The sequence below is a fragment of the Polaromonas sp. P4_F6 genome (assembly GCF_056401275.1).
This window is the reverse complement of sequence record NZ_JBFUJQ010000002.1, coordinates 577,353-599,110: the sequence shown is the minus strand read 5'-3', so window position 1 is coordinate 599,110 and position 21,758 is coordinate 577,353. Positions and strand designations below refer to the sequence as shown.

22 protein-coding genes and 1 pseudogene are annotated in these 21,758 nt (G+C 69.1%); 5 read left to right on the top strand and 18 right to left on the bottom strand.

Annotated elements, in window-relative coordinates:
* Position 1 precedes the first annotated feature (1 nt).
* On the top strand, positions 2-775 hold the full coding sequence (locus AC1DUN_RS08690) for a glycosyltransferase family 2 protein (protein WP_477713605.1): 774 nt from the start codon (positions 2-4) through the stop codon (positions 773-775).
* Here the strand turns inward: AC1DUN_RS08690 and fabG are convergent.
* From fabG to AC1DUN_RS08615, 15 genes and pseudogenes are all read right to left on the bottom strand, one after another.
* Positions 772-1,506 carry a 3-oxoacyl-ACP reductase FabG gene (gene fabG, locus AC1DUN_RS08685; protein WP_477713604.1) on the bottom strand — a complete coding sequence of 245 codons (735 nt, stop codon included), beginning with the start codon at positions 1,504-1,506 and terminating at the stop codon, positions 772-774. The two genes, AC1DUN_RS08690 and fabG, sit on opposite strands and share 4 nt — an antisense overlap.
* Positions 1,503-2,000: a hotdog family protein gene (locus AC1DUN_RS08680; protein ID WP_477713603.1), complete on the bottom strand. Its 498-nt coding sequence runs from the start codon at positions 1,998-2,000 to the stop codon at positions 1,503-1,505. The genes fabG and AC1DUN_RS08680 overlap by 4 nt, the downstream gene beginning before the upstream one ends.
* Positions 2,001-2,018: 18 nt before the next feature.
* Positions 2,019-2,849 (bottom strand): beta-ketoacyl synthase chain length factor, encoded by an 831-nt coding sequence (locus AC1DUN_RS08675; RefSeq protein ID WP_477713602.1) that lies wholly within the window; start codon positions 2,847-2,849, stop codon positions 2,019-2,021.
* A 7-nt stretch (positions 2,850-2,856) separates the two neighbouring features.
* Positions 2,857-4,050: a beta-ketoacyl-[acyl-carrier-protein] synthase family protein gene (locus AC1DUN_RS08670; RefSeq protein WP_477713727.1), complete on the bottom strand. Its 1,194-nt coding sequence runs from the start codon at positions 4,048-4,050 to the stop codon at positions 2,857-2,859.
* Positions 4,051-4,128: 78 nt separating this feature from the next.
* Complete coding sequence (locus AC1DUN_RS08665) at positions 4,129-4,800, bottom strand: phosphatase PAP2 family protein (protein WP_477713601.1); 672 nt, start codon at positions 4,798-4,800, stop codon at positions 4,129-4,131.
* Positions 4,797-5,606, bottom strand: coding sequence for a polysaccharide deacetylase family protein (locus tag AC1DUN_RS08660; protein WP_477713600.1), 810 nt, complete (start codon positions 5,604-5,606; stop codon positions 4,797-4,799). The genes AC1DUN_RS08665 and AC1DUN_RS08660 overlap by 4 nt, the downstream gene beginning before the upstream one ends.
* A complete protein-coding gene (locus AC1DUN_RS08655; RefSeq protein ID WP_477713726.1) occupies positions 5,599-7,917 on the bottom strand; it encodes an MMPL family transporter in 2,319 nt (772 codons plus the stop codon). The genes AC1DUN_RS08660 and AC1DUN_RS08655 overlap by 8 nt, the downstream gene beginning before the upstream one ends.
* Positions 7,918-7,940: 23 nt before the next feature.
* Complete coding sequence (locus tag AC1DUN_RS08650) at positions 7,941-8,561, bottom strand: LolA-related protein (RefSeq protein ID WP_477713599.1); 621 nt, start codon at positions 8,559-8,561, stop codon at positions 7,941-7,943.
* Between the two features lie 7 nt (positions 8,562-8,568).
* Entirely contained in the window at positions 8,569-9,540 is a 972-nt protein-coding gene (locus tag AC1DUN_RS08645) for an LpxL/LpxP family acyltransferase (protein ID WP_477713598.1), read from the bottom strand.
* Positions 9,537-11,199, bottom strand: a pseudogene (locus AC1DUN_RS08640) (AMP-binding protein). Before AC1DUN_RS08640 ends, AC1DUN_RS08645 begins: the two are co-directional and overlap by 4 nt.
* Positions 11,196-11,864: a COG4648 family protein gene (locus tag AC1DUN_RS08635; protein ID WP_477713597.1), complete on the bottom strand. Its 669-nt coding sequence runs from the start codon at positions 11,862-11,864 to the stop codon at positions 11,196-11,198. The pseudogene AC1DUN_RS08640 and the gene AC1DUN_RS08635 overlap by 4 nt, the downstream one beginning before the upstream one ends.
* On the bottom strand, positions 11,861-12,157 hold the full coding sequence (locus AC1DUN_RS08630; protein ID WP_074577154.1) for a phosphopantetheine-binding protein: 297 nt from the start codon (positions 12,155-12,157) through the stop codon (positions 11,861-11,863). The genes AC1DUN_RS08635 and AC1DUN_RS08630 overlap by 4 nt, the downstream gene beginning before the upstream one ends.
* A 129-nt stretch (positions 12,158-12,286) precedes the next feature.
* A complete protein-coding gene (locus AC1DUN_RS08625) occupies positions 12,287-14,572 on the bottom strand; it encodes an FUSC family protein (protein WP_477713596.1) in 2,286 nt (761 codons plus the stop codon).
* A 73-nt stretch (positions 14,573-14,645) separates the two neighbouring features.
* Entirely contained in the window at positions 14,646-15,632 is a 987-nt protein-coding gene (locus tag AC1DUN_RS08620) for an inositol monophosphatase family protein (RefSeq protein WP_477713595.1), read from the bottom strand.
* 129 nt (positions 15,633-15,761) lie between these two features.
* Positions 15,762-16,049, bottom strand: a complete 288-nt coding sequence (locus AC1DUN_RS08615) for a DUF1330 domain-containing protein (protein WP_413329420.1) — start codon at positions 16,047-16,049, stop codon at positions 15,762-15,764.
* A 105-nt stretch (positions 16,050-16,154) separates the two neighbouring features.
* On the opposite strand from AC1DUN_RS08615, the gene AC1DUN_RS08610 reads away from it, so the two are divergent.
* The 3 genes from AC1DUN_RS08610 to cysE are packed head-to-tail and all read left to right on the top strand — an operon-like array spanning position 16,155 to position 18,613.
* A complete protein-coding gene (locus AC1DUN_RS08610) occupies positions 16,155-17,015 on the top strand; it encodes a LysR substrate-binding domain-containing protein (protein WP_477713594.1) in 861 nt (286 codons plus the stop codon).
* A gap of 14 nt (positions 17,016-17,029) precedes the next feature.
* On the top strand, positions 17,030-17,830 hold the full coding sequence (locus AC1DUN_RS08605) for an RNA methyltransferase (protein WP_477713593.1): 801 nt from the start codon (positions 17,030-17,032) through the stop codon (positions 17,828-17,830).
* A 9-nt stretch (positions 17,831-17,839) separates the two neighbouring features.
* On the top strand, positions 17,840-18,613 hold the full coding sequence (gene cysE, locus AC1DUN_RS08600) for a serine O-acetyltransferase (protein ID WP_477713592.1): 774 nt from the start codon (positions 17,840-17,842) through the stop codon (positions 18,611-18,613).
* 84 nt (positions 18,614-18,697) lie between these two features.
* Here cysE and AC1DUN_RS08595 read toward each other — a convergent pair whose 3' ends face one another.
* The 3 genes from AC1DUN_RS08595 to yjgA form a co-directional block, all read right to left on the bottom strand.
* Positions 18,698-19,036, bottom strand: coding sequence for a DUF4870 domain-containing protein (locus tag AC1DUN_RS08595; RefSeq protein ID WP_477663833.1), 339 nt, complete (start codon positions 19,034-19,036; stop codon positions 18,698-18,700).
* A 75-nt stretch (positions 19,037-19,111) separates the two neighbouring features.
* Positions 19,112-19,705 carry a molybdopterin adenylyltransferase gene (gene mog / locus AC1DUN_RS08590; protein WP_477713591.1) on the bottom strand — a complete coding sequence of 198 codons (594 nt, stop codon included), beginning with the start codon at positions 19,703-19,705 and terminating at the stop codon, positions 19,112-19,114.
* Positions 19,702-20,310, bottom strand: a complete 609-nt coding sequence (gene yjgA / locus AC1DUN_RS08585) for a ribosome biogenesis factor YjgA (RefSeq protein ID WP_477713590.1) — start codon at positions 20,308-20,310, stop codon at positions 19,702-19,704. Before yjgA ends, mog begins: the two co-directional genes overlap by 4 nt.
* Before the next feature lie 25 nt (positions 20,311-20,335).
* On the opposite strand from yjgA, the gene pmbA reads away from it, so the two are divergent.
* A complete protein-coding gene (gene pmbA / locus AC1DUN_RS08580) occupies positions 20,336-21,751 on the top strand; it encodes a metalloprotease PmbA (RefSeq protein WP_477713589.1) in 1,416 nt (471 codons plus the stop codon).
* The last annotated feature ends 7 nt before the right edge of the window (positions 21,752-21,758 follow it).

Below are 21,758 nucleotides of genomic sequence, written 5' to 3'. Positions count from 1 at the left end.
GATGAACAATCCCGCCCGCGCCGTCTCCGCCACGCACCTGGTCCTGATCCCGAGCTACAACCCCGGCGTCAAGCTCGACGAAACCGTGCGCGGCGCGCTGGCGCAGTGGGCGCCGGTCTGGGTGGTGGTCGACGGCAGCACCGACGGCAGCGCCGCGCGCCTGCAGGCGATGGCCGAGGGCGACGACCAGCTGCGCGTGCTGGTGTTGCCGCGCAATGTTGGCAAGGGCGCCGCCGTGCTGCACGGCATCGAGCTGGCCGCGGCGCAGGGCTTCACGCACGTGCTGACCATGGACTCCGACGGCCAGCACCCGGCCCACCTGATCCCGGAGTTCATGGCTGTTTCGCAGGCCCAGCCCGACGTCATGGTGCTGGGCGCGCCCGTGTTCGCCGCGGACGCGCCGCGCCTGCGTGTGAACGGGCGCAAGCTGTCCAACGGCTGGGCCGACCTGGAAACCTTGTGGGCCGGCATAGGCGATTCGCTGTTCGGCTTTCGTGTCTACCCGATCGCGCCGCTGCGCGAAGTCATGGCCGGGCAACGCTGGATGCGCCGCTTTGATTTCGACCCCGAGGCGGTGGTGCGCATGTGCTGGCTCGGCGTCAAGCCCATCAACCTGCCGGCCACCGTCCGGTATTTCCGCCCCGACGAGGGCGGCGTGTCGCACTTCAACTACCTGCGCGACAACCTGCTGCTCAGCTGGATGCACGGCCGCCTGCTGCTGGGTTTTTTGCTGCGCCTGCCCTTGCTGCTGGCGCGCAGGATCCGTGGGACTTAGATCATTCCACCGTTGATCGAAATCACCTGCCCGCTGATGTAGGCCGCACGTTCGGAGGCCAGGAAACTCACGAGGTCGGCGACCTCCTGGGGCTGGCCGGCCCGCTTCATGGGCACGAGCCGGGCAATCTCGGTCGCATCAAAACTGTCCTGGCTCATGGGCGTGGCGATGATGCCGGGCGCGACCGCATTGACGGTGATGCCGCGGCTGGCCACTTCCAGTGCCAGCGATTTGGTGGCCGAGTGCAGCGCGCCCTTGGCCGCCGCGTAGTTCACCTGGCCGCGGTTGCCGGCCACGGCGGCCACCGAGGTGATGTTGATGATGCGGCCCCAGCGCGTGCGGATCATGGGCATCATCAGGGGCTGGGTCACGTGGAAGAAGCCGTTGAGCGAGACGTCGATGACCTGCTGCCATTGCCGCAGCTGCATGCCCGGGAAGACCGCGTCGTCGTGGATGCCCGCGTTGTTCACCACCACCTGCACCGGCCCCTGCACCAGCAGCGCCTCCAGCGCCGCACCGGTCGCCGCGGCGTCGGTCACGTCGAAGGCCACGGCCTCGGCCTGTCCGCCCGCGGCCTGTATGGCCGCCACCACGGCTGAGGCGGCGTCCAGGCTGCGGTTGCCGTGCACCAGGACATAAAAGCCGTCGGCGGCCAGCTGGCGGCAAATGGCCGAGCCGATGGCGCCGCTGCCGCCTGTGACCAGCGCGCGTTTGGGTGAAGGGGCGGTCATGGGGTCTCCTTGGGGCTTATGGCGGCGGTAGCGTCCAGCATCACCACGGCGCGGCCCGACAGCAGCAGCGTGTCCCCCGCATGCACGCTGAAGTCGTAGAGCACGCTGCCGGCGTTGCCGCTGCCGCGTTCGGCGCGCACGGCCAGCGCTGCGCCCACATCGTCCAGTCTCGCCACATGCAGGCTCACGCCGCGCACGCTGACCAGGTAGCCGGCCTTGGGCGCTTCATCCGGTGCGGCTGCCTGCATTTCGGCGACCAGCGCCCCGTGCACGGCCATAGCCTGCGCCGCGTATTCAATGCCGCAGGCCGCGCCCAGCCGCCCGTGGGCGCGCAGCGGGTTGCCGGGGTCCAGGTGGCTGCTGGCTTCGCAGCGGATCCGCTGGCTGTCCCAGGCGCTCACGCGATCGAGCAGGCACATGCTGCCCTGGTGCGGAATGCGGCGCGCGATCTCCTCGTGGTCCAGGCTTGCGGGCGGGGTAAAGGCAAGGGGCATGGCGAAGGCTCGCAAAGCTCAGGGCGCGACCTGCAGGGCCAGCTGCAAGCCCTCCAGGTAGTCGAGCACGACGCGGCCCGACTGCCGGCCCGCGACGCCGCGCAGCAGGGGCAGGCAGCGCGCCGCCGGAATGTCCCGGCGTAGTTTTTCGAGCGCGCCGTCGTCCAACTGGTCAGCGGGCAGGCGGCTCAGACACCCGGCCGGCTCCAGTGTCCATTGCGCCAGGCTGCGTTCGCTGCGGCCGGGCGCCAGCACCAGGGCCACGCCGAAGCTGTCGGGAATGGCGCGTGCGCTGTACAGCGGCTCCGGGTAGTTGGTGTCATAGGCAACCAGCAGCACCGGCACTTGCTCCACCACCACCTGGGTCATGGCCTCGAGCAGGCCGGCGGCAAAACTGGCATCGCGTGCGCACAGCACCGAAGAGGTCGCCATGGCGCCGCTGGAGATGCTCCAGTAGCCGGCCGCGGCGTTATGCACCGAGTTGTGAAAGCGCGTGGGAGAGATCAGCCTGTCGCTGGAGGCCAGCGTGCTGCAGATCTCATGGCAGTTGACGGCGTCGCCGCTGGATGAGGAAAAAACCGAGGCCAGCGTGGCCACCCGCAGGCCCGAAGCCGCCACGGCTTCCTCCCCGACCGCCAGCGACACCTTGACCACCGCGCCGGCGCGGCGGCGCTCGGCCTGCGGCAAGGCCATGGGCGGCGGCAGCACGCAGCGCGCGGCCTGGTAGGGCACGGCGCCCAGCAGGCATTCGCGGCCCAGCGCCCAGTTCGCCAGGCCGGGGCCCAGCAGGCCTATGCCTTGCACATACGCGGTGAGGGCGGCGGCGGGGAGAGGGGATGTCTGCGTCATGTTGGGTTTAGCCGGCGCGGCCCAGCAGCAGGCTGCAGTTGGTGCCGCCGAAGCCGAAGGAATTGCTGAGCACATGGCGCGGCGCCGCTTGCTGGTTGTCCACCAGGTAGTGGACCGGCAGCGCCGGGTCGAGCGTACGGGTGTTGAGGCCGCCGGGCAGCAGGCCGTGCTGCAGCGCCAGCGCGCAGACCACGGCCTCCAGGCCGCCGGCGGCGCCCAGGGTGTGGCCGGTCGCGCCCTTGGTGGAGCTGCAGGGGACGCTCGTGCCGAACAGCGACGCCACCGCCTTGGCTTCGGCGGCGTCGTTGCTCTGTGTGGCGGTGCCGTGCAGGTTGATGTAGTCGATGTCGGCCGCGCCCAGGCCGGCCATGGCCAGGGCCTGCTCCATGGCCAGGCGCGCGCCCAGGCCCTCGGGGTGGGGCGAAGACATGTGGTGCGCGTCGCTGGATTCGCCCACGCCCAGCAGCAGCACGTCGCCGGGCTGGGGCCGCGCCGGCGCGCGTTCGAGCAGCGCAAAGGCGGCGGCCTCGCCGATGGAGATGCCGTCGCGCTCGGCGTCGAAGGGGCGGCAGGCCTGCCCGGAAATCAGGCCCAGCGAATTGAAGCCGTACAAAGTGGTCAGGCACAACGAATCCACACCGCCCACCACCGCCGCGTCGATCAGGCCGGCGCGCATCATTCTTTGCGCCGAGGCGAAGACCTTGGCGCTGGACGAGCAGGCCGACGAAACCACGACGGCCGGGCCGGCCAGGCCCAGGTACTGGCGCGTGAAGTCGGCCACCGAGAAGGTGTTGTGGGTGGTGTTGTAGTGGAAGTCCGCGGGCAGCGCGCCGCTGAGGGGGTCGCGCCGGCGGTAGGCGAGCTCGGTTTGCAGGATGCCCGACGTGCTGGTGCCGACAAAGACGCCCACGCGCTGCGCGCCATGGTGCTGGGTGGCGGTAGCCACGGCGGCCTCAAAGCCGTCCTGCCGCAGCCCGAGCAGGGCGAGCCGGTTGTTGCGGCAGTCGAAAGCGGCCAAGGGCTCGGGAAGCACGACCTCGTCCACGCCTTGCACCTCGCCGACAAAGGTGGGCAGGTCGACCGTGTCGAAGCCGCAGGGTGCCAGCCCGCCGCGCCGCGCGCGCAGCGCGTCCAGGGTCTGTGCCAGGCCGCGGCCCATGCTGCTGGTCGCGGTGAAATGGGAAAGCCAAAGGGGGTACAGGGGGGAGGACCTCTCTGAAGAAAAAGACACTTTAGCAAACCGTCACGATGGGCGGCATGCCGCGCCGCGGGCCGGCGCTCACGCGCGTCCCCCGCGTTGCCGGTGCAGGCGCAGGGACAGCCAGGCCGCGAGCCCGCCCAAGGCGATGCCGGCGGCGACGTCCACCGCGACGTGCTGGCGCGTGGCCAGTGTCGAGTAGGCGATGCCGGCGCACCACAGGGCGTTCAGCCACAGCAGCCAGGACGGTGCGGAAAAGCCGCGCAGCAGGCGGTGCAGCCACAGGCCCGAAAAAACAGCCGTGGCGACATGCAGCGAAGGGCAGGCGTTGCCCGCCGCATCGATGTTTTTCAGGAATTGCATATCGGGATATTTCAGCCAGTCGACGTCGGCCGGCGGGGCGGCCGTGGGCCAGACAAAAAACACCGCCAGGCCGAAAAGGCAGGTCAGTGCGATCGCCAGGCCGTAGTGCAGCAGTTCGCGCCTGTCGCTGAAGAACAGCGGCGGCAGCGACACATAGACCCACAGCGACAGGTAGACCGGCAGGGCCAGCGGCGCAAAGCCGACCAGATGGTCGGCCCAGATGCGCGGCATCACGGTGAGGGGAAAGGCCGGGTACTTGAGCAGGTAGAAATAGGCGCCGAAAAACAGGCCGATGAACAGCATCGTTCCCACGCCCTTGAGGAAGAAGTGCCGCGAAATGGCTTCGGCCATGCGGGACCAGGCGGCGGGGCGGGCTTGCGGCGGTTTCATGCGAGGGCCTGGCGCAGGGTCACGGTGCGCAGCCCGGCCGCCTTGATCGATTCGAGCAGGGGCGGCAGCACCTCGAGCACGACCGGAACGCCTTGCGGCGTGCGCGCCGCGTTGCCGTCATGCAGCAGCACGATGGCGCCGGGACGCAGCCCGGCCTGGAGCCTGTGCAGCACGCGCGCGGCGTCGCCGGTGCGCGTGTCGAAACCGCGCACCGACCAACTGGCGAGCTTCAGGCCCAGCCGGGCCAGCACCGGGTCGAGGAAAGGGTTGCGCAGGCCGGCCGGCGCGCGAAAGAACAGCGGGCGCTGGCCGCTGGCGCGGGCCAGCGTGTCCTGCGCGGCCTGCAGCTCGCGCAGCATGCTGCGCGGGCCGGTCACGGAGAAATGGTGGCGGTGGTGCTGGCTGTGGTTTTCGACGGCATGGCCGCGCCGCACCATCTCGCGGCACAGCTCGGGATGGCGCGCGGCTTTTTCGCCGACACAGAAAAACGTGGCGCGGACCGCGTAGCGGTCCAGCAGGTCCAGCACCATGGGGGTCACGGCGGGGTCGGGCCCGTCGTCTATGGTCAGCGCGATTTCGCGCCGCGCTTCGGCCGCGGCGGGCAGGCGCGTCCAGTTCGGGCCCAGCCAATGGCTGCGCGGCCAGAGGCCCGCAAAGGCGATCAGCGCGTGGTTGAGCACCAGGGCCGCAAGGGCCCAGGGCCAGAGGCCCACTTTCAAAACAATGGCCGCCAGCGCCAGCAGGTGCACGCCGGCGCTGGCGCGCAGCAGGGCGCCGGGTTTCCAGGCTGTGCCGAGTTCAGGCATGGGCCCTCCGCGCAAAAATCGCCGCATACAGCAGCGCCAGGATGACGCCGGGCGCGACCGTGGCACCCATGGCCTGCAGGATGGAGACCTTGGAAAACGCCAGCAGCCCAAAGCCCGCCACCGTGGTCAGGTTGGCCAGCAGCATGGAGGCCAGGGTGCGCGGCGCGATCGGCGTGGCCGGGTCGGGCCGGTCAAAGAACAGCGCGTAGTTGGAGCCGACGGCCACCACCAGCAGCAGGCCGACCAGGTGCAGGATGATCAGTTGCTGGCCCAGCAGCGCCAGGCCGGCGGTGACCGTGACGACCGCGGCGGCCAGCGGCGCCAGGGTGCGCAGCACGCGAGCCGGCGAGCGGAACACCGCCAGCAGCAGCACCACGATGATGGCCAGCCCGCCCAGCGACAGCACGATGGCTTCGTGCAGGTAGCCCGCGTACAGGCGGTCTGATTCTGCTTTCAGGTCGACAAACAGCACGCCGGGCAGGGCGGCCGCCGCCAGGGCGGCGCGGATGTCGGCGGCCTGGATGTTTCCGCCCTTGGGCGCGGTCAGCGGCAGCAGGGCGTTCCAGCGTTCGGCTTTGCCGAGCAGCAGGGCGTCCAGGCCCATGGCCATGGAGGTTTTTTCCAGGTCGGCCGGCTGCAGCGGGGGCCGGCCGCGGGCCGCGGCGACGTCGGCCAGAAAAGGCGCGAAGACTTCGGCACGCACCGGCAGGCCTTGCACCGCCCGGGCCAGCCGCGCCTGCAGCTGTTCGGGCGGCGGCAGGCTGGCCTGGCGGGCGCTTTGCGCGGCCAGGCTGGGAAGGTAGCGGCTGGGGCTGTCAAAGCCGGCGATCTGGCCGCGCTCGACCTGCGCCTGCAGCACGCCGGACACCCGCTCGGCGGTTTGCAGCACCGCTTCCCGGCTGCCGGCGGAGACCACCACCACATAACGCACATCCGGCGCGCCCATGTCGGCGCGCAGGCTTTCGTCGAGCGCCACATCGGCTTGTGACACCGGGCTCAGCGAAGAGATCTTGTCGTTGAACAGGCTGGCATGGTTGCCGGCCAGGACGGCGCAGGCGGCCAGCAGCAGGGCCGCGGCCGGCCAGCGCAGGGCGGGCGCGCGCCCGGCCAGCGCCTGCAGCATACGCCCGATGGCCGAGACGTCATGGATGCGAAAGCCCGCCGGCAGCAAATGCGGCAGCACATAGCGGGTAACCGCGGCGGCCGTGACCAGGCCGGCGATCGAATACAGGCCCAGCTGCGCCAGGCCCGGAAAGCCGGACAGCAGCAGCGAGGCAAAACCGGCGATGGAGGTCAGCACGCCCAGCCGCACCGTGGGCCAGAAGCGCCTGACCCAATGCTGCGGGTCCGCGCCGGCATCCTCGGACTGCACGAACAGGTAGATGGAATAGTCCACCGCCTCGCCGATCAGGGCCGTGCCGAAACCCAGCGTGATGCCGTGCACCGAGCCGAAGCCCAGGCTCACCGCAGCAATGCCGGCCAGTGCGCCGCTGATGACGGGCAGGAAACTCAGGACCAGCGCGCCGACGGAGCGGTAGACCAGCAGCAGCAGGCCCGCTATCAGCGCCACGCTGATCATGGAAAGCAGGCTGACCTGGCTCTGGATGGCCTCGCGCGAGGTGACGGAGAACACGCCGGGGCCGGTCATGACCAGCGAGGCGCCGCTCTGGCCGGCGGCCGCGTCGAAGGCCTTGCGGACCGCGGCCATGGCCTGCTGCTGGGCGTCGGTGTCCGAGCCCGCCGCGCGGGTTTGCAGCAGCATCAGCGCGCGCCGGCCGTCGCGCGAGGCCCAGGCGCCGTCGAGCTGCCTCGGCTGGCTGCCGGCGTTGAACTGCCCCAGCAGCTGCAGCATTTCACCGGTCGGGTCGCGCGGCAGCAGGGCCTTGGCCATCAGGCCCGCGGGCGAGGCGAGCAGGTCTATGCTGTCGCCCAGGGCCGCGTGCAGGCCGGCTTCGCTGAAGCGCTCGGGCGTGACGGCGGGGCTCAGCACATAGCGGTTGGCCAGCAGGAAGTCGCGGTCGCGCGCGCTGTTGACGGGCTCGCCGTTGGACACGCTGGTGAAGGCGGGGTCGTCGCGCAGTTGCTGTGCGAGCTGGTGCGACAGCCGGGCCCGGGCCGGGGCATCGGCGCCCTCTATGCCCACCAGCACCAGGCGCGAGGCCAGGCCTTCGGTGATCTGGTCCTTGAGCAACTGCTGCTCGGGCGTGGGCGTGCGCGGCAAAAAAGCCGACAGGTCGGTGGTGAAATGGGTGCGGCTGATGACCAGCGCGCAGCCGGCCAGGAACACCAGCCACAGCGCGATGGCGGCCATGCGGCCGCGCGGCGCGGCTGCCGTCACGGCGCCGCCTGTTCGATGGCCATGCTGGAGCTGTCGCCGTCGGCCTGGGCGATGTCTATGCCGCGCACCTGGTTGCGCACGCCGCTGATGCGGATGCGCTGGATCACCGCCTGCATCTTGGGGTCCAGCGGCTGCAGTTGCAGGGTCCAGCGCTCGGCGCTGCCTTCCAGGCTGAGCCGGTAGCTGCGCTCGAGCGCGCCGCGGTCGCCGGCCAGCGTGCCGCGTATGCTGTCGATGAAGGCGGCCAGCTCGGGGTAGGCCTGCAGCTGCAGCTGGTATTTCTGCCGGCCGCGTTCTATCACCAGTTCGCCGCCATTGACGACCATGGATTCGGGTTTGGGCTTGAGCGTGCGTTTTTCGAGGCGGTCGGGCGCGGTGTAGAGCAGTTCCCCGGACGACTCCACCGGCTGGTTGAGCAGCGCGATGTGCTTTTTTTCGATGAAGGTGGCGCGGCCCGACTTGGTTTGCGCCAGGGTGTCCATCAACTGTTGCAAGTCCCAGGCGGCCAGCGCGCCGGGACTCCACACAGCCAGGGCCAGGCCCGCCAGGACGGCTGCCAGCCGCGCTGCCAGGGACGATGCCGGGGCCGGTGTAGTGGGCGAAAGAGGATGGGTCATGCGCTGCTCAGGGCTGTTGTCCGGGACGGCCGGCCTGCGGCGGCGCGGCGTGCCAGAAATCGAAAAAATTGAACCAGTTGTAGGGTGCGCTGCGGCAATGCCGCGCCAGCAGTGCAGCATAGCGCGTCACGGCCTCGTGCACCGCCTGCGTGCGGCCGCGCGGCGGCAGCGCGGAGAAGTCCGCGAGCGCCTCGAAGTGGACGTCGTAGCGGTTGCCGCCGCGGTAGAGCCCCGCCATGAACAGCACCGGGCGCTTGAGCACTGCGGCCATGCGAAAAGGCCCCAGCGGCAATTCGGCCGGGGCACCCAGGAAGTCGACGGGATAGGTATCGTCAGTGCCCAGCGTGCGGTCGCCCAGCATGCCGACCACGGCGCCCTGGTCCAGCAGGGCGTGCACGCGGATCATGGAATCGATGTGCCCCAGCGCTATCACGTCCATTTGCGCCTGGGGATTGATGGCGCCCATCGCGGCGTTGATCTTGCGCGCGTTGTCCTCGTACATCGCCATGGCGACGCGCAGCCCGGGCTGGCGTCGCCCGATGGCGCGCAGCACTTCAAAACTCCCCAGGTGGGCGCCTATGAGGAAGACGCCCTTCCCGCTGGCCACCGCCTCGTCGATCAGCGCCTGGTTGTGCACCCGGATGTCGAACAGGTCGAAGCGGTCGTTGAGCAGGAAGACCCGGTCGTGGACGGCCGAGGCGAAACTCAGGAAATGCCGGAACAGGTGGCGCCAGCCGACGGCGTCGGGCGAGGGCAGTTCGAGCACGCGGCGCAGGTAGTTGCGCGACATGCGGCGTGCCGTGGGCGCGAAGGCCAGGAAGTAGGCCGCGATGCCGTACAGGACGGCGCGGCTGGCGCGGCGGCCCAGGCGCAGGGAGATCAGCGTCATCACGCGCAGCATGAAGACGCTGCTGCGCTCAGGCTGGCGCCGCCATTCGGCCGCCGATGCCTGGGAGGTTTCCCGCGGCGGCGCGTTCATGGTGGGGGCAGCGGCAGCAGGGTGCCGGTGGCGACTTTTCGCGCGCCGCTGCGGATCTCGAAATGCGTGCCGCCGCGGGCGCCGGCCGTGCAGCACATCGTGAGGGTTTCGCCGGGGCCCACGGGGCTGAGGAATTTCGCCGCGCTGATCTGGCAGGCCTGCGCGGCCGCGCCCGCCTGCTGCAGCGCATGCACGGCGGCGTCGAGCAGCAGCACGCCCGGCACGATGGGGTTACCGGGGAAATGCCCGGCAAAGGCCGGGTGATCCGGCGCCACGACAAACTGGGTTTCAAGCTGCATGGCCGGGCCTTTTGCGAAGATGCTCGCGCGCCAGGGCCAGCAGGGCCTCGCGCGGCAGTTTGCCGGTGCTGTTGCGCGGCAAGGCCTCCAGCAGCACCAGCGGCCGGGGAATGAAGATGGCGTCTATGCGCTCCCTCAGCGCCGCCAGCAGGGCGGGTGCCGCCAGGCCGGGCGCCACCACAAAAGCCATCAGCCGCACCACGCTGTCGCCGTCCTGCTCGTCCGGCATGAAGAAGGCGCCGTCGAGCACGCCCGGTATGGCGGCCAGCTGGTGGTTCAGGTAGCCCAGCGAGCTTCGTTTGCCGGCGATGTTGACCAGGTCGGCGGTCCGGCCGTGCAGCAGGAAGCGGCCTTCGGGCAGCACTTCGAGCTCGTCGGCCAGGGGTGTGGCCTGCTCGACATGGCCGCCCGCCGCCCAGGTTTGGCCCAGGCTGGCGCTGAGCGCTACGTCCGGGAACAGCGTCCAGGCCTGGCCCTGGCTCAGGCGCCGGGTGGCGATCTGCCCGGTTTCGGTCGATCCGTAGATTTCAAGCAGCGGGGCCTGCAGCCGGGTTTCGGCGGCCAGCGCCAGCTGCGGCGGCAGGGCGGCGGTGGCGGACAGCAGCAGGTCTATGGGCGGGATGTCCAGGCCCGAAGCGAGCAAGGCCTTCAGGTGCACCGGCGTGGTCACCAGCATGCGCGGGCGCGCCGCCTCGGCCAGCGCGGCGCAGATGTCGGCCGGGTAAAACGGGTGGCCCGCGCCCAGCACGCCGCCGCCCAGCAGGGGCAGCAGCACGGTGGATTCGAAACCGTACATGTGCTGGGGCGGCACGGTGGCCACGATGCTGTGCCGCTGCTCGCCGAGCAGCCCGAGGCGGGCGGCTTCGGCCCGGGCGCCGCGCACCAGGCTGCCCCAGCTTTTGCGGTGCTCCACCGGCACGCCGGTGGAGCCGGAGGTGAACATGATGGCCGCGACGCGCGAGGTGGGGATCTGCGGGATCTCCCAGGCGCCGCCCTGGGCCGGCGCCTGCGGCGAGGCGCCCGCCATCGCGTCGGCCCAGGCCAGTTGCGGCAGCGCCAGGGACTGGGACTGGTCCGACAGGCAGAACACGTCGGGCGCAAAGGCCTGGATCTGCCTGACCATTTCCGGCGTCAGCGTGGGCGGCAGCAGGCTGAGCTTGTCGGCCAGCAGCGCGGCCGCCATGCCGACGGCAAAACGGTAGCGGTCCGCGCAGGCGTTCAGCACATGCCGGCCCGCCGGCAAGGCCGCGGCCAGCCGCCTGGCGTCGGCGAGGAATTGCCCGGCGCTGACGGGCTGGCCGTGGCGCAGGGCCAGCAGGTCCTGCTCGCGGGTGTGGGCCAGCAGCGGCAGGCTGGTCATGGCCGGGGCGCGTGGCGCTGTGAAGCCTGCCGGTAGGCCCGGATCGCCTCCAGCGGGCCGGCGCGCTCCCCCGGGGGCAGGACGTAGCAGCGCGCGGCGTATTCCGCGGCAAACATCAGCCCCAGCAGCGGAATGCCCAGCAGGTAGGCAAAGGTGGACCAGACCGCCATGGGCGCGAACCAGAACAGCAGCAGGGACATCCCCGCAATGCCGGCGAAATACAGGGTCCAGGCCCAGGTGGCGCAGCGGGTGTAGGCGCTGATCGCCGGCGTGAGCTCTCCGTGCACGATGCGGGCGAACTGCGAAATCATGGGGGTTCGGCCGCGCGCCAGTGTGCGGCCGAAGGTGGCGCCCAGCAGCGTGTAGCTGCCTGCGTGCTCCAGAAAAAACACCCAGCCGTAGTGCGAGAGCAGCCAGTCCCTGGCGGCGTAAAACCCAAGGCAGGCCAGCGCGCACAGGGCCAGCATGACCGGGCGCTGCGGTGAACGCCAGGCCAGGAGCAGGGCCAGCGCCAGAAGGGGCAGCACGGCGACCGATGCCTGCAGCAGGCCCGGCGCGGCCGAGGTGGCGGCCAGGTGGGAGGCCAGAGCGTAGCCTATGCCCAGGGCCAGCGCGCCGCCCCAGCGCCAGGCCTGGCCAAACCGCGCCGCCCCGCTGCTGTTCACTGGGTTCGCCAGGCGGCGATATGGTCGCCCAGGCTGCGCAGCGAGTGGAAGATGGCGTGGTTGTCTTCGTGGTCGGCCCTGAGCTGAAGGCCGTAGTGCTTGGAAACCACCAGCGCGATCTCCAGGATGTCGATGGAGTCCAGTCCCAGGCCGTCGCCATACAGGGGCTCGTCGGGCTGGATCTCATCGGCGCTGACTTCCAGGTTCAAGGCGCTCACCACCAGTTCCGCGACTTCGCGCAGCAGGGCTGCGTCGGCCGACGCGACAGAGGCTTTGACAATGGATTCAGGCATGGTGCTCGCTAGGGTACGGGAAGGGTTCGGAGGACAGGGGCGCCGCGCACGCGCCGCCCTGCTGGAACCAGAAATTTTAGCCGAGGCGACAGGGGCGAAACCCTCTTCGCGGCTTGTCGCGGCCTTTGCCTACAGCACCTGGCGCTGGATGGGCGCTTGCGCCGCGGCCGCGGGGCCCGAACCCCAGGCCAGCACGCGGGCCTGGGTCAGGCGCAGTTCCCGCGCCATGGCGCAGGCCAGGTCCAGCCGGCGCAGCAGCCAGGGCGTGAGGTCCAGGATCATCAGCGGATCGGGCCGGGGCTGGAAAGGCTGGCCGGCGACGGCCGGGCCGGTTTCGGGCGCGGCGGCCCCGGCGCCCGAGAGCTCGGCCTCTATGCAGCCGGCGGCCCGCGCCAGCGCGGGCCTGACCACCGCGAGGTTGAGCTGGGCGCGGTGCAGCAGCAGCAGCGATTTGACGGCCGTGAGCTGGGCCAGCAGCTGGTAGCTGCGCGCCTGCAGGGCCTCGAGCGGCTCCAGCGCCGGGCGCACCTTGTGGGGCTCGGCCAGGCTGCGCTGGGCGGCCAGCGTGAGGTCGGACAGGCTGTTGTAGGCCTCGCGCCGGGCCAGCCGCCAGGGCAGGTCGGAAGCCCGCGCCTCGTCGAGCAGCGCGAGCGCCAGCTGCGCGTGCCTGGCCTGGGCGCCGGTGCTGCGCAGCACCAGCGCCGGAAGCTGTTTGCGCTCCCAGGCCGGCAGCACGTAGCTGAACAGCCAGGCGATCAGCGCGCCCAGCAGGGTGTCGGCCAGGCGCTCGGCCATGGCGAAACCGGGCTCCACGCCGGACAGCAGCAAATGCGCCTGCAGCAGGCCGGCCACGGTGGCCGCGATGGAGGTGAAAAGGTAGCGCCGCAGCGCGAAGGCATGGGCCAGGCCCATGCTCAGCGCGATCACGCCGAACAGGGTACGGGCGCCCGGGTGCGGCGCCAGCACGGCCATGACCAGCGCGCAGCCCAGCAGCGTGCCGGCCACGCGCGCATTGCGGCGCTGCACGGTCTGCGCCAGGTTGCCGCGCATCACCACCACGATGGTCAGCAGGATCCAGTATTCATGCGCCACCCAGGGCAGGCGCAGCGCCACCGCATAGCCGGCCGCCACGGCCAGCGTGCAGCGCAGGGCGTAGCGCAGGATGGGGGCGCTCCAGCCCAGCTGGCCCAGCAAGGGCTTCCAGGACCAGTGCACGGTGCTGACGAAGAGCTGCCACTGGGTGCGCACGGCCGAGAGCCCCGGCGGGATGTCGCCGCGCGCCAGCGCCGCCATCTTCACGGCCTCGTCGTTGATGTGGCCTATGCGGTCGGCCATGTTGTGCAGCAGCGCCAGCGGGTCGGTGGTGTCTACCAGCAGCGGGTCGGGTGCCAGCGGGTCGGCGCGTTTGGTGCGCGGCGGCAGCGCGCCGGCGAGTTCGGGCCGCAGGTCGGTGATGGCGGCGATGGCCGCGCCGCGCCGGCCCAGCAGCAAGTCCATGCCCAGGGTTTCGAGCCGCGCGGCGGTGCTGTCCAGCGCCAGCTGCAGGGCGGGCAGCAAGGCCACGGCGGCGCTGTGCTCCAGCAAAAAATCCAGGTCCAGGTCGCAGGCGAGCTGGTGGTCGCGCGCCTCCAGCAGGCTCAGCAGCATGGCCGCCAGGCGCTGGCGCTCCGGCGTGGTGGGTGACTCCAGCACCAGGTCGCGCGTGTTTTGCAGGTGGTCGGCCAGCGCGGCTTGCTGCTGCAGCATGCGCGCCAGCAGCGCGTTGTGGTCGGGCCGCGGGCCGAAGCGCTGGGACTGGGTGCGCAAGATCTGCGCGAAGCTGTGCAGGCATTCGGCCAGCAGCTGCGCACGAAAGCGCCGGTTGAGCAAATGGGTGGTGAACACGGCCCACAGCAGGTAAAGCCCGGCGCCGGCGACAAACCAGGCGCCGTGCAGCGCGATCTGCTGCAGCGAGGCGACCGGCGGCGCGGCCATGGAAAACAGCGTGGAAAACAGCAGCGAAAAACAGATGGGCCCGCCGCGTTTGCCCCAGGCCATCATCATCACGGCCAGGAATGTGGCGGCCGCGACCACGATGCCCAGCAGCAGCTCGTCGTGGCGCACCAGCTGCACCAGCGTGAAGAGCGGCGCGCCCAGCAGCGGCGCGGGCAGCATCTGCATGATCTTGCGCCGGCGCGGCGCCGGCACGTCGGGCAGGCTGGTGATCATCACGCCGACGGCGGCGGTGGAGGCGGCGGCCAGCCCGGCGGCCTCGAAGATGGCCAGCATGATGAGCACCAGGCCCAGCGATACCGTCAGGCCGTTGGTGACGTACTGGCTCAACAGCACGTGCAGGCTTTTGTGCAGCCAGCCCCGCACCCGGCGCTGCAATCGGGTCGCCAGCGCGGCGGGGGGGTCGGGGTCGGGCCGGTTCATGGTGTGCCTGGCTCACACTTTACCTTTCCCCGAAACGCGCGGCCATGAAAAAAGCCCGCGAGGCGGGCTTTGTTTAGAAGGGCGCGTCCGGCGCCTTGGGGGCGGTGTCGCCGGCCTTGATGCGCTTGGCTTTGAGCGTGGGCTTTTCGGCCGGGGCGGCGGGCGCCGCGCTTTCCTCGGCGCCTTCTTCAGCTTCCTGCGCCGCGGGCGTGTCCTGCAGGGCTTGGCGCACCACGGCCTTGTCGCCGGCGCCGGCGAATTTGCTGTATTTGCCCAGGGTGGCCACCAGCTGGCCGTAGACGCGCGGGTTGCCGGCCACACATTCGCCGTGGTCCATGAAGTCGGCTTCGCCGGTGAAGTTGCCGATCAGGCCGCCGGCCTCGGTCACCAGCAGCGAGCCGGCCGCCACGTCCCAGGGTTTGAGGTTGGCTTCAAAAAAGCCGTCGCTGAAACCGGCGGCCACATAGGCCAGGTCCAGCGCCGCGGCGCCGGGGCGGCGCACGCCGGCGCACTGGCTCATGACTTCGCCCAGCATGTTGAGGTAGGCCTTGAGCTTGTCGCCGGGGCGGTAGGGGAAACCGGTGGAAATCAGGCATTCCTGCAGGCGCGTGCGCTTGGCCACGCGGATGCGGCGGTCGTTCATGTAGGCGCCGCGGCCCTTGGTGGCGCAGAAGATGTCGTTGCGGGTGGGGTCGTAGACCACGGCCTGCTCGACCTTGCCCTTGACGGCCAGCGCGATGCTGACGCAATAGACCGGGAAGCCGTGAATGAAGTTGGTGGTGCCGTCCAGCGGATCGATGATCCAGACGTAGTCGGAGTCCTTGGCGCCATGCTCGCTGCCCGATTCCTCGGCCAGGATGCCGTGGCCGGGGTAGGCGCTCAGCAGGGTTTCGATGATGGCGGCCTCGGCGGCCTGGTCGACCTCGGTGACGAAGTCGTTGGTCTGCTTGACCGAGACGCGGACCGCCTCGACGTCAAGCGCCGCGCGGTTGATGATGGCGCCGGCAGCGCGCGCAGCCTTGATGGCCACGTTGAGCATGGGATGGAGATTGCTGGACATAACTTGTAGGGAAGAACGGGATAAACCGGCGCCGGCGATGCGGGCGGCGGGCAATGGCGGTATTTTCCCATAAACGCGGCGCGGCCCCCTCCGAGGGCCTCCTTAGAGCTATATCGCGCCTGAACAGGCCTAAGCGCCTTGCGCGATCAGGAAATCCGCGTCCGCGTACTGCTGGCGTATGGCCCGCGCCGCCTGGTATTCGGGGCTGGCGTAACAGGCCTGGGCGGTCGCCATGTCGGCGAACTCCACGACGACGTTGCGCTCGCGCGAGCTACCCTCCATGCTCTCATAGGCGCCGCCGCGCACCAGGAAGTTGGCCCCGAACTTCTCGAAGGCGGGCCGCGCCGCCGTGAGGTAGCGGGGATATTCGTCGATGTTGCGCACCGAGACGCGCACGATCCAGTAAGCCTTTGGCATGTTGTTCCTTGGTTGTTGTGAAGTGGTCAAGTGCTGGACGATACGCGTGACAATTCATTCTGGGAAATGAATAATAAGGATTATTTATATCTTTTATGGAGATGCATGGAGCTCAGCGACCTGGCGATTTTTCGGGCGGTGGTGGAGGCCGGCGGCGTGACACGCGCGGCCGAGCGGTTGCACCGGGTGCAGTCCAACATCACGACGCGCATACGCCAGCTGGAGGAAAAACTCGGAACGCCGCTGTTTATTCGCGAGGGCAAGCGCCTGCATTTGTCGCCGGCCGGGCAGGTGTTGCTGGACTACGCCCAGCGCCTGCTGGACCTGGCCGACGAGGCGCGCGATGCGGTGCGCGACGGCAGCCCGCGCGGTGCCCTGGCGCTCGGCGCCATGGAAAGCACTTCGGCCGTGCGCCTGCCCGGCCCACTCAGTGACTTTGTGCGCCTTTACCCGGAAGTGAAGCTGGCGCTCAAAACCGGCAACCCACAGCAGCTGGCGGCGGCAGTGCTGGCCGGCGCATTGGACGCCGCTCTGGTGACCGGCCCCATCGTCGAGGGGCCCTTCGAGCGCGAGCCGGTGTTCAGCGAGGAACTGGTGATCGTGGCAAGCGCAGGGCATGCCGCCATCACCTCCGCGGGCGCCGAGCCCCCGCGCAGCATCGTCGCCTTTGAACAGGGCTGCCCGCACCGGGCCCGGCTCGAGCAGTGGTACGCCGGCAAAAACAGCATGCCGGTGCAGACCATAGAAATCACGTCTTATCACGCGATGCTGGGCTGCGTGGTGGTGGGCATGGGTATTTCGCTGGTGCCGCTCAGCGTGCTGGCGACGTTTCCCGAGCGCGCGCGCTTGAGCGTGCATGCGCTGCCGCCTGGAAGCGACCGGGCGCAAACCGAGCTGATCTGGCGCAAAGGCGCGATGTCGCCCAAGATCAGGGCCCTGATCGAGGTCCTGAAGCCATCCGCATAGGACAATCCTGTCCCATGCATACGCGATTCATCTTGATCAACACCAGCCATGCCGGCAATGTCGGCGCCACCGCCCGCGCCATGAAAACCATGGGTTTTGACGACCTGGTGCTGGTCGCGCCGCGCTGGGCCAATGTGCTGAACCGCGAGGAAACCATACAGCGCGCCAGCGGCGCGCTTGACGTGCTCAAGAACGCCCGCATCGTCGCCACGCTGGACGAGGCGCTGGACGGCATGGCCCACCTGTGCGCCACCGCCATGACGCCGCGCGACTTCGGCCCGCCCACGCGCGCGCCGCGCGAGCACTTCGCGGCCCTGCTGGGCGCTGGCCAGCCCTCGGGTGCGGCCACCGCGAAGCCCGAATCGGTGGCTTTTTTGTTCGGTTCCGAGCGCTTCGGCATGCAAAACGAGGATGTCTACCGCTGCCATGTGGCACTGAGCATCCCGACCGACCCGAAATTCGGCTCGCTGAACCTGGGCGCGGCGGTGCAGCTGATCGCCTACGACTGGCGCCAGGCGCTGGGCGGCTTCAGCGTGCAGCCGGCGACGACCGAACCCACGCAGGCCGACGCGGCGGCGGTGGCCGGCATGCTCAAACATTGGGAGGAGGCGTTGGCCGGCATAGGCTTTCTGGACCCGGCCTCGCCCAAAAAACTGATGCCGCGGCTCAACCAGCTGTTCAACCGCGCCCAGCTGAGCCCCGAGGAAATCCACATCCTGCGCGGCGTGGCCAAGGCCATGCTGCAAAACGCTGCCATGGCCGCCCAAATGCCGCCTAAAGACAGCACGCCAGCACGGTCTGCGGACGGCCACTAAACTCCCACCATGTTTTCCCGACTCCGCTCCGACATCCAGTGCATCCTAGCCCGCGACCCCGCCGCCCGCACGGCCTGGGAGGCATTGACCTGCTACCCGGGGCTGCATGCCCTGGTGCTGCACCGCCGGGCGCACTGGTGCTGGAACCACGGCTTCAAGTGGCTGGGCCGCTTTATCTCGCATGTGTCGCGCTGGATGACGGGCATTGAAATCCACCCCGGCGCCAAAATCGGCGAGCGGGTGTTTTTTGACCACGCCATGGGCGTTGTCGTCGGCGAAACCGCCGAGATCGGCGACGGCTGCACGATTTACCAGGGCGTGACGCTGGGCGGCACCTCGCTCTACAAGGGCACCAAGCGGCATCCAACCCTGGGCAAGGATGTGGTGGTGAGCGCCGGCGCCAAGGTGCTGGGCGGCTTTGTGGTCGGCGACGGCGCCAAGATAGGCAGCAATGCGGTGGTGATCAAGCCCGTGCCGGCGGGGGCCACGGCCGTGGGCATCCCGGCGCGCATCATTCCGTCCAAGACCGGCGAAAGCGCCGACGTCACGCCCACCCCGTTTTCGGCCTACGGCATCACGCTGGAAGACGACCCGCTGTCCCAGGCCATGCACGGCCTGATCGACACCGCGGCCGGCCAGGAGCACCAGATCGCCCTGCTGTGGCAGGCGATTGAAAAGCTCTCCGGCCCGCAAACCGCCATGAGCAAGGACTGCGTGCCCAAGGATGCGGCGCGCACCGAAACCTTCGAGGCCGACAAGCTCAACCAGCTGGTCGGCAAGTAGGCAGGAAGCAAGGAAGCAGGGCGGCCAAAAAAAAAGGAAGGGCGAGCCTTCCTTTTTGCTTTTCCGCCCGGGGCGGTCAGCGCATCAGTTGATCAGGCGCAGCGCGAAGGGCACGCGAAAGGTTTTGCCGTTGGAAGCGCCTATCGCGCCCATGACGCAGAACACCAGGTGGCAAATGCCCAGCGCCACAAACACCAGGAAGCCGATCAGCACAAAGGTGAGGATCATCGCCGCGACATAGCCTATGGCCGCCGTGATGGACCAGTTCAGCGCCTCCTTGGACTGGTCCAGGATATAGGCGTCGTCCTTTTTCACCAGGTAAACAATCAGGCCCGGGATAAAGCCCAGGAACAGGGTTCCTATCCAGATCAGCACGGCGGTGTTTTTCGAGTCCTTGCCCGGCGTTTCAATCAGCTCGTCCATCTCAGCTCCTCGAGTTGTAAAGCCCGAATACTACGTGAGAAAAACCGGCGGGCCGAAAACCCGCGGCGGCAAGGCTCAGCGCGGTGGGCGCTGGGCGCTTTTGGGCCTGAAGGCCTGGCACACGGCTTCGTCGGTTTCCAGGTAAGGGCCGCCTATCAGGTCTATGCAATAGGGCACGGCGGCAAAAATGCCCGCCACGGCCTGCGAACCGTCGGGGTTTTTCAGCCCCTCCAGCGTTTCGGCGATCGATTTGGGCTGGCCGGGAAGGTTCAGGATCAGGCTCTGATCGCGAATGACTGCGCACTGGCGCGACAGGATGGCCGTGGGCACAAATTTCAGGCTGATCTGCCGCATCTGTTCGCCGAAACCGGGCATTTCCTTGTGGGCCACGGCCAGCGTGGCCTCGGGCGTCACGTCGCGCGGCGCGGGGCCGGTGCCGCCCGTGGTCAGCACCAGCGAGCAGCCGGCGTCGACCAGCGCGATCAGCGCGGCGCTGATGCTGGCCTGCTCGTCGGGAATCAGGCGTTCTTCAAAGGTGATGGGGTTGCGCAGCGCGCGCGTGAGCCAGTCCTTGAGCGCCGGCAGGCCTTTGTCGACGTAGACGCCGGCCGAGGCCCGGTCGCTGACCGAGACGATGCCGATCCTGACGGCGTCAAAAGCCTGGCTCATGCCTGGGGCTCCTCGGGCTCTCCCGGCCCCTGGGCCATGGCCTGGCGTACCAGCTGGAAGATTTCGCGGTAGGACTTGCCGTGGCGCGGCGCTTCACCGGGTTTTTCGGGCTTGGCGTCCTTGCGGGCCTGGCGCACCAGCGCGCGCAGTTGTTGCGAATCGGTGCCGGGGTATTCGCGCAGCCAGTCGCCCAGCGCGGCGTCGTCGGCGATCAGCTTGTCGCGCCACTGCTCGGCCAGGTGCAGGGCCAGCGTCAGGTCGGCCGAGCCGTTGAGCTGTTCGTTGATCGCCTCGCGAATGGGTTCAGGGTCCAGCGGCCGCATCAGCTTGCCGATGAACTGCATCTGGCGGCGTTTGCCCTCGAAATTGGTGATCTTTTTGGCGTCGGCGATTGCGTCGCGCAGTTTGTCGGGCAGGTCCAGGCGCGCCATCAGGTCGGCGCGCAGGGTCAGCAGCGCTTCACCGAGCGCCTGTTTTTCGTCGGCCTCGGCCTTGAGCTGGGTTTTGCTGGGCGGGCCGGCTTCCTCGAGCGCGATTTCCTCGGGTTTGACGAAGCGGCCGTTGGACCAGTAGCCCTTGATGGCCTTGGGAGTCTTGTTGTTCATGGCAGTCAGTATCATAGCTACCCATATGACCCAAAAAGCTTCCTCTCGCGCCGGCGGCGCCAAACGCGGCGCATCCCGGCCCTCCCAACAGCCTGAAAGCGGCTTCAGCTACCACCGCGATTTTTTCGAGGACCTTGTCGACACCGCCCTGGGGCACGCCAAAAAACTGGGCGCCACGGATGCCGCGGCCGAGGCCTCCGAAGGCTGCGGCCTGTCGGTCAGCGTGCGCAAGGGCGAGCTGGAAAACGTCGAGCGCAACCGCGACAAGTCCCTGGGCATCACCGTCTACATCGGCAAAAAGCGCGGCAATGCCGCGACCAGCGATTTCTCCAAGGCGGCCATAGAGCAGACCGTGAAAGCGGCCTACGATATCGCGCGCTTCACGGCCGAAGACGAAACCTCGGGCCTGCCCGACGAGCGCGACATCGCGCGCGTGCACCCCGAACTCGATTTGTTCCACCCCTGGGCCATAGACTCCGAACAGGCCGCACAGTTGGCCCTTCAGTGCGAAGCCGCGGCCCTGGGCACCAGCCGCCTGATCACCAACAGCGAAGGCGCGGGCGTGTCGGCCCAGCAAAGCCATTTTTTCAGTGCCCACACCAAGGGCTTTCGCGGCGGTTATGCCAGTTCGCGCCACAGCATTTCGGTGGCGCCGATTGCCGGCAAGGGCGACCAGATGCAGCGTGATGCCTGGTACAGCTCCATGCGCGATGCGGCTGAACTGGCGCGCCCCGAGGCCGTGGGCCGCTACGCCGCCGAGCGCGCGCTGGCGCGCCTGAAAAGCCGCAAGATCCCGACCACGCAGTGCCCGGTGCTGTTTGAGTCGCCGCTGGCCGCGGGCCTCTTGGGCGGCTTTGTGCAGGCCGTGAGCGGCGGCGCGCTGTACCGCAAAAGCACCTTCCTGGCCGACAGTCTGGGCAAGCCGGCTTTTCCCAAACACATCGACGTCGCCGAAGACCCGCACCTGCGCAAAGGCAAGGGCAGCGCGCCTTTTGACGAGGAAGGCGTGAAGACCCAGGCGCGCAAGGTGGTGGCCGGCGGCCGTGTCGAAGGCTATTTCCTGAGCACCTATTCGGCCCGCAAGCTGGGCATGCGCACCACCGGCAATGCCGGCGGCTCGCACAACCTGATCCTGACCAGCCGGCACACGCGCCCGGGCGACGACCTGGACGCCATGCTGCGCAAGCTGGGCCGCGGCCTTTTTGTGACCGAGCTGATGGGCCAGGGCGTGAACTACGTGACCGGCGACTACTCGCGCGGCGCCTCGGGTTTCTGGGTCGAAAACGGCCGCATCGCCTTCCCGGTCGAGGAAATCACGATTGCCGGCAACCTCAAGGACATGCTCATGGGCATTGAGGCCGTGGGATCGGACGCCTACAACTACGGCGCCAAAACCGTGGGCTCCATCCTGGTCAACCGCATGAAGGTGGCGGGCAGCTAGCCTCCCC